The organism is uncultured Boseongicola sp., assembly GCF_937988555.1.
Classification (GTDB): domain Bacteria; phylum Pseudomonadota; class Alphaproteobacteria; order Rhodobacterales; family Rhodobacteraceae; genus Boseongicola.
Map to the genome: position 1 here is coordinate 1 of NZ_CALJXO010000035.1, position 7,355 is coordinate 7,355.

6 protein-coding genes are annotated in these 7,355 nt (G+C 56.5%); 5 read left to right on the forward strand and 1 reads right to left on the reverse strand.

The features are described 5' to 3' along the window. The 5 genes from Q1B15_RS01825 to Q1B15_RS01845 form a co-directional block, all read left to right on the forward strand. Window positions 1–882, forward strand: an 882-nt coding sequence (locus Q1B15_RS01825; RefSeq protein WP_299749259.1) for a M24 family metallopeptidase, incomplete at its 5' end; no start/stop codon positions are given. 62 nt (window positions 883–944) lie between these two features. Beyond that, window positions 945–1,946 carry a thiamine pyrophosphate-dependent dehydrogenase E1 component subunit alpha gene (locus tag Q1B15_RS01830; protein ID WP_299749262.1) on the forward strand — a complete coding sequence of 334 codons (1,002 nt, stop codon included), beginning with the start codon at window positions 945–947 and terminating at the stop codon, window positions 1,944–1,946. A gap of 10 nt (window positions 1,947–1,956) precedes the next feature. Next, window positions 1,957–2,952 carry an alpha-ketoacid dehydrogenase subunit beta gene (locus Q1B15_RS01835; RefSeq protein WP_299749265.1) on the forward strand — a complete coding sequence of 332 codons (996 nt, stop codon included), beginning with the start codon at window positions 1,957–1,959 and terminating at the stop codon, window positions 2,950–2,952. Next, window positions 2,942–3,931 carry a biotin/lipoyl-containing protein gene (locus Q1B15_RS01840; protein WP_299749268.1) on the forward strand — a complete coding sequence of 330 codons (990 nt, stop codon included), beginning with the start codon at window positions 2,942–2,944 and terminating at the stop codon, window positions 3,929–3,931. The genes Q1B15_RS01835 and Q1B15_RS01840 overlap by 11 nt, the downstream gene beginning before the upstream one ends. A gap of 12 nt (window positions 3,932–3,943) precedes the next feature. Beyond that, a complete protein-coding gene (locus Q1B15_RS01845; protein ID WP_299749270.1) occupies window positions 3,944–5,374 on the forward strand; it encodes an NAD-dependent succinate-semialdehyde dehydrogenase in 1,431 nt (476 codons plus the stop codon). 20 nt (window positions 5,375–5,394) lie between these two features. Here the strand turns inward: Q1B15_RS01845 and Q1B15_RS01850 are convergent, their stop codons facing one another. Next, the gene (locus Q1B15_RS01850; RefSeq protein ID WP_299749273.1) at window positions 5,395–6,993 is read right to left on the reverse strand and encodes a phosphoenolpyruvate carboxykinase; all 1,599 of its coding nucleotides are present in this window, start codon (window positions 6,991–6,993) and stop codon (window positions 5,395–5,397) included. Window positions 6,994–7,355: the final 362 nt, after the last annotated feature.

The window sequence follows — 7,355 nt, forward strand, 5'->3', positions numbered from 1 at the left end:
GGTCTGATGAAGAAATACGCTGAAGAAATTGCGGGCCTGATTGAGGATGCTGGCATGAAGGATATGCCGGTTGGCGTGGATTACGCCGAAACGGCGATGTTCCACGCCCTGCAAGAGGCGGGCCTGAATGTTGTCGACGGACAGCAGGTCATGCTGTCGGCCCGTGAGATCAAGAACTGGGACGAAATTCAGCTTCTGACGCAGGCGGCCGCAATGGTCGACGGCGTATACCACATGATCTACGAAGAGCTGAAGCCAGGTGTGCGTGAGAACGACATTGTCGCCCTGTCTAACAAGATGCTCTACGAGATGGGCAGTGATGATGTAGAGGCGATCAACGCCATTTCGGGCGAGCGTTGCAACCCACACCCGCACAATTTTACAGACCGCTATTTCCGCCCTGGCGACCAGGCGTTCTTTGATATTCTTCAAAGCTATCAGGGATATAGAACGTGTTATTACCGCACCTTCAACATTGGTCGCGCGACGCCAGTGCAGAACGATGCGTATGTCAAGGCGCGTGAATGGCTGGATCTGGCCATCGATCGGATCAAACCGGGTGTCTCGACCGACAAGGTGGCCGAAGTTTGGCCCACCGCTGAAAGCCTTGGCTTCCCAGATGAGCTATCGGCGTTCGGCCTTCAGTTTGGCCACGGCCTAGGTCTTGCGCTGCACGAGCGCCCCATCATTAGCCGCGCGGTCAGCTTCGAGAACCCGATGGAGATTCAGACTGGCATGGTCTTTGCGCTGGAAACCTACTGCCCGGCGAAAGATGGCTATTCCGCTGCCCGGATTGAGGAAGAGGTCGTGGTGACGGACACTGGCTGCGAGGTAATCTCGCTCTTCCCCGCCGAAGAGCTTCCCATCGCCAACCGCTACTGATTACTCCCTAACTGCCTGGCTCCCTGTTTATGGGGGCCGGGCCCTTTTTTGAGAGCCATGCCATGAGCCCTGCGAAGAAAAAGACCAACAGCGAGGACTATCTGCGCATGTATCGCCAGATGGTTCGGATCCGCACATTTGAAGACAACGCCAACCAGCTGTATCTGTCGGCCAAAATGCCGGGCTTAACGCATATGTATTCCGGAGAGGAGGCCGTCGCGGTCGGCATCTGCGAGGCGCTAGAAACCACTGATAAAATCACATCAACGCACCGGGGGCACGGTCATTGCGTCGCTAAAGGCGCCGCTTTCAAGGAAATGTTTTGCGAACTTCTGGGCAAGGAAGAAGGCTACTGCCGCGGCAAGGGTGGCTCGATGCATATCGCCGATCAGTCTAATGGCAACCTTGGCGCCAACGCCATCGTTGGCGGCTCCATGGGCATCGCCACCGGGGCGGCGTTTACCTCCAAACTTCTCGGTAAGGACGATGTCGCCGTCTGCTTTTTCGGCGACGGAGCCACGGCGCAGGGTCTGATGTATGAGGTCATGAACATGGCTGCACTTTGGAAACTGCCGGTGATTTATGCTTGCGAAAACAACGGATACTCCGAATACACCAAAACCGAAGAAATCGCCGCAGGTTCTATTACCGCCCGTGCGGAAGCCTTCGGCATTGAGGCACATCAGGTAGATGGGCAAGACGTGCTTGCCGTCAACAAACTGACGACCGATCTTGTCGCCCGCGCGCGCAAGGGCGAAGGCCCGTTTTTTATGGAATTGATGACCTACCGCTATCACGGCCACCACGTGGGTGACATCAATCGCGAATACTACCGCTCCAAGGAGGAAGAGAAGGATTGGAAGGAAAACCGCGATCCGATCATCCGCTTCCGCGCCTATCTGGTGGAGGAAGGCCTGGCGACTGAGGACGAGATCGTCGCGATGAACGACGAAATCTCCGCCGATGCAGACGCTGCCGTCAAATATGCGCTCGACGCCAAATATCCTGATGCTTCGGAGGTGGATATGCATGTCTTCACCGACATCAAACACGCGCTTGCCTGAGGAGAAGACAATGAGAGAGATCACCCTATCCCAGGCCGTCAACGAAGCCCTGGCAGAAGAAATGCGCCGTGATGAAACCGTCTTTATTATAGGTGAGGACGTGGCCGAAGCAGGCACGCCGTTCAAAGTATTGTCCGGCCTTGTCGAAGAGTTCGGCACCGGTCGCGTTGTCGATACGCCTATAGCGGAGCCGGGTTTTATGGGAATTGCCGTGGGCGCAGCAATGACAGGTACGCGCCCCGTCGTGGATCTGATGTTTGGCGACTTCATTTTTCTGATCATGGATCAGCTGTGCAATCAGGCCGCCAAGACGCACTACATGTCCGGTGGAAAGTTGAGCGTACCACTTGTCCTGCGCACGAACATGGGTGCAACGCGCCGCTCGGCAGCACAGCATAGCCAATCGCTGCACGCGCTTGTGGCACATATACCCGGACTTAAGGTCGCCATGCCATCGTCGGCCTATGAGGCAAAGGGCCTGATGAAAACAGCGATCCGTGACAACAATCCTGTCGTCATTTTCGAAGACAAACTGATGTATCAGGACAAGGCCCCTGTGCCGGAGGAAGAATTCCTTATCCCCTTCGGCGAGGCCAACATCAAACGTTCAGGCTCTGACATAACGCTGATCGGCACGTCCTCGATGGTGCAGGTCGCAGAAAAAGCCGCCGACATTCTCGCCGCAGAGGGCATCAGTGCCGAAGTCATCGACCCGCGGACCATTGTCCCACTCGACATGGATACCATCAATGCAAGTGTGCGTAAGACAAGCCGCTGCATTGTCATTGACGAGGGTCACCAGTCGTTTGGGGTGACATCCGAAATCGCCGCGCGGATCATGGAACAATCGTTCTACCACCTCGATGGCCCCGTCATCCGCATGGGCGCAATGGACGTGCCGATCCCGTTTAGCCCAGCATTGGAAGACGTTACCGTTCCTACGCCAGAAGGTGTCGCAGAAAAGGCGCGGATGCTGGTCGCGGGGGAGATGATCGATGCCGCTTGACGTCATCATGCCAGCACTCGGTATGGCGCAAGACACCGGAAAATTGGTGCAATGGCTCAAGCAACCGGGTGATCCAGTAGCAACTGGGGACCTATTGTTTGAGGTTGAAACCGATAAAACTGTCATGGAAGTTGAGGCGCAGGCCGACGGCTTCCTGACGCAAGTCAGCGCAGGCGACGGCGAGGATGTGCCGGTAGGGCAGGTCATCGCGGTCATTAGCGCCACGGCGGATAACGCTTTGGCTGCCCCGGCTGCCGCAGCACCTGTCGCAGCCCCTGAATTGACACCTGAGCTGACGTCAGCCGTGCCAACCGCACCCGTGGCTGCAGCCCCAGAGTCGAGCGATGGCCGTATCCTTGCCTCGCCTAAAGCCCGTCGCTTGGCAGCCGAAGAAGGCCTCGACCTTGGCCAGCTTGCCAATGCCGGGGTGTCAATGCCGTACCACGTATCTGACCTGATGACGCTGCGCAGTATACCAAGCGCCGCGGCACCGGGGCAGCCGGGCATCATGGTCGTGGCAAAGCAGATCACTGCGCGTTGCAGCCAGAAAGGCGCGCGCGACTTCATTGACTGGATGCAAGCTGACGGTGCAATCAAGATCCCACCAAACGCGCTGTTTGCAAGCTTTGCTGCCGGTGCTTTCCGTGCGGCAACAGAAGCCGCGACCGTTGTCGTGCACGTCTCTGATCCTGACGGCGACGGTGCGTATTTGCGCAACCCCGACTTCACCCGGCTGTCCGTTACACCTCAGGAAACTGAAGAAGACGCGACGCTGGTTCTTCATAATCTGTGTGATAGCTTTCTGACGTCGCTGCGGTTAGGCGACGCGGGTTTGCCTACCCTGAGCATCGGGGCGGATGGGGATAGCTACCTTATGACTTTCGACTTCGGCAACGACCATTTGGAAGACGCCCAAGCCATTGCTTTTGTCTCAGGCCTCGCGCGGCGTCTTGCCGACCCGCTGCATCACCTCGTTTAGGATACGACCAGCATGGAACACACCAATCTCTACATAAACGGCACATGGGTCGAAGGCGCAGAAAAAACCCGCTTTGACGTGATTAATCCCGCAACTGAAGAAGTGCTAGCCTCTGTCGCCTCTGCCGAGGTCGCCGATGCCGACGCCGCGCTTGATGCAGCGGAGGCCGCGATGGCGCTTTGGGCCGCACAGACTCCGCGCCACCGCTCTGAAGTGTTGCGCAAGACCTGGGAACTGATGACCGGCCGTCTGCCGGAATTTGCCCGTCTGATCACGCTGGAAAACGGCAAAGCCCGAACGGACGCGATGGGCGAGGCTGCCTATGCCGCTGAGTTCTTCCGCTGGTTCGCCGAAGAGGCAGTCCGCGCCGACGGAATGATCACCCATGCCCCAGCCTCAGGTGCGCGGATCATTGTGCAGCACAAACCGGCTGGTCTGGCCGTACTTGTAACGCCATGGAACTATCCTGCGGCCATGGGAACCCGCAAAATTGCGCCGGCCTTAGCTGCTGGATGCGCTGTCATTATCAAACCAGCATCTGAAACGCCCTTGACCATGCTCGCGCTGATGCCGTTGCTCGAGGAAGCAGGTGTGCCTAAAGGCCTCGTCAATGTCCTGCCTTCCCGCAAGACCGGTGCGTTGGTCGATCACTTGCTGCACGACCCGCGCGTACGTGTGGTCAGCTTTACGGGCTCCACGGCTGTGGGTCGCAAGTTGCTGAGCTCTGCTGCCGCACAGGTCTTGAAACCCGCGATGGAGCTGGGCGGCAACGCACCTCTGATCGTGTTCGAAGACGCCGATCTGGATGTCGCCGTCGAGGGCACTATGCTCGCCAAGATGCGCAATCTTGGCGAGGCTTGCACGGCCGCAAACCGCATCTATGTGCATGACAACGTCAAGGCCGCCTTTGTCGAAAAGCTGAGTGCCTCCATGTCGGCATTGAAGGTTGGCGACGGTCTGGACCCAAGCGTGGATGTCGGCCCGCTGGTGAATGCCGAGACCTGCAGCAAGGTTGCTGAATTCGTCGAGGACGCGGTTTCAAAGGGCGCGACGCTTCATTGCGGTGGAACCAAACCTGACGGCAAAGGCTTCTTTTACCCGCCTACAGTTTTGTCCGATGTCCCCGCCAATGCCGACTGTGTCAACGACGAGATCTTTGGTCCCGTCGCGGCCATTCAAGGCTTCACCGATCAGGAAGATGTGATTGCCTGTGCCAATGACACCGAGTATGGGTTGGTCGCATATGTCTTCACCGAAGACATGAAGCGCGGCATGCAGGTTTGCGAACGGCTGGATTACGGCATGGTTGGCCTCAACCGAGGCCTCGTCTCGGACCCCGCAGCCCCGTTTGGCGGCACCAAACAATCCGGCTTGGGACGCGAAGGCGGGCACGAAGGCATGCTAGAATTTATGGAAACGCAATACATATCCGCAAGTTGGTAACCAAGGAGCGGGCGCCTGCCTCAACCAATTGCAATCGCCAGCACATCGTCATCCACATGCGCAAGATACTGCTCAAAATTGTCAGAGAACATATTCACAAGTTTCCGTGCAGCAACATCGTAAGCTGCACCATCCGACCAAGTCCCCCGTGGATCCAACAAAAAACTTTCCACACCTGAAACCGAGTTTGGAACCTCAAAGCCAAAATTAGGGTCCCGTCGAAAGCTGCTTTCATTGAGCGAGCCATCTAGTGCCGCACTTAGCAGTGCTCGCGTGGCCGTAATAGGCATGCGGTTGCCTTTTCCGTACGCTCCTCCTGTCCAGCCAGTGTTCACCAACCAGCAGTTTGCGCCATGTGACGCGATCTTGGAGCGCAGCAATTTACCATAGACCTCTGGGCGGCGCGGCAGGAACGGTGCGCCGAAACAAGTCGAGAAAGTTGGCTCGGGCTCAGTCACACCGCGTTCGGTGCCTGCGACCTTCGAGGTGAATCCCGACAGAAAATGATACATCGCCTGAGCTGGCGTCAGTCGTGCGACAGGCGGTAGAACGCCAAAAGCATCACAAGTCAGCATGATAATGTTCTTAGGGTGCCCCCCCAAACCGCTGTCCGATGCGTTCGAGATAAAATCCAACGGATAGGCAGCCCGCATGTTCGCGGTCAGGCTGTCATCGGTATAATCAAGCGCTTTGGTCCGCGGATCGCAGACCATATTTTCGATGACTGTCGAGAACATCGTCGTCGTGGCGAAGATCTCCGGTTCTGCCTTGGCGGATAGGTTGATTGTCTTCGCGTAGCATCCGCCTTCAAAATTGAAGGTGCCGCGGTCTGACCAACCGTGTTCATCGTCTCCGATCAGGACACGCTTTGGGTCCGCAGAGAGCGTAGTCTTGCCAGTCCCGGACAGCCCAAAGAAAATCGCGGTGTCAACAGGATTAGCCTCAGCGTGGTTGGCCGAACAATGCATCGGCATCACGCCTTTTTCAGGCAGAAGGTAGTTCAGCAGGGTGAAAACCGCTTTCTTGTTTTCGCCAGCATATTCGGTTCCGGCGACCAGGATCAGCTTCTTTTCGAAATTAAAGGCAATCACGGTCTCCGTCCGGCAGCCGTGGCGTTTTGGATCGGCAAAGAAGCTGGGGCAGTTCACAAGCGTGAAGTCGGCGGCAAAACCATCGAGTTGTTCTGGTTCTGGCCGGATTAACAAGTGACGGATGAATAGGTTGTGCCATGCCAGTTCCGACACGATCCGGACTCCAATTTGATAGCGTAGGTCGGCCCCGGCGAGGAGGTCTTGGACGAAATAGTCCTTGTCAGCCATATGCGCGCGCATGTCGTCATGAAGGTTTTCAAACGCTTCAGAAGTCATCCGGGCGTTGGCATCCCACCAGATTGCATCCTCGGTGGCCTCAGAAACAACGATGTGTTTGTCTTTTGGCGACCGGCCGGTGAATTTGCCGGTATTCACCATCAGCGTACCGCCCTGACCCAATTCGCCCTCGTCACGGCGCAGCGCATGAACCACAAGATCAGGTTCTGTTGCGTTATAATAGACTGCCCTCAGCCCCGAGAAACCTTGTTTATCTAATGTAAATTCTGGGTTTACGCGGCCATGGTCCATCGAATCTGCCCTTCACTGGTTATCCTGCTTACTGGCTAGCCCGGGAAATTTTTCAATAAAAGCAATAGCTTCAGATGTTAGCGCAAACAATCGATGTTATCGCTATCATCGGAAACGGATCGTTGTCGCTGGATGAATTATGGCGCGTTAGCCCGCCTTCCCCAAGTAGTCCGATGTTTTCGCGCTTCTGGAAGCCACTAATGTGTTATGTTTCAGCATGTTAATTGGGTTGAAGGCGGCAGATCATGGATCACCCAAAGGGTGCAGGCGAAACGGGAAATGTTCGGCTTGGATTTGACCGTCGCGTGCGGCTGGAATTTCATGGATCAAAGATCAGTTCGGACGGTGGTCTGCTGTTGTTT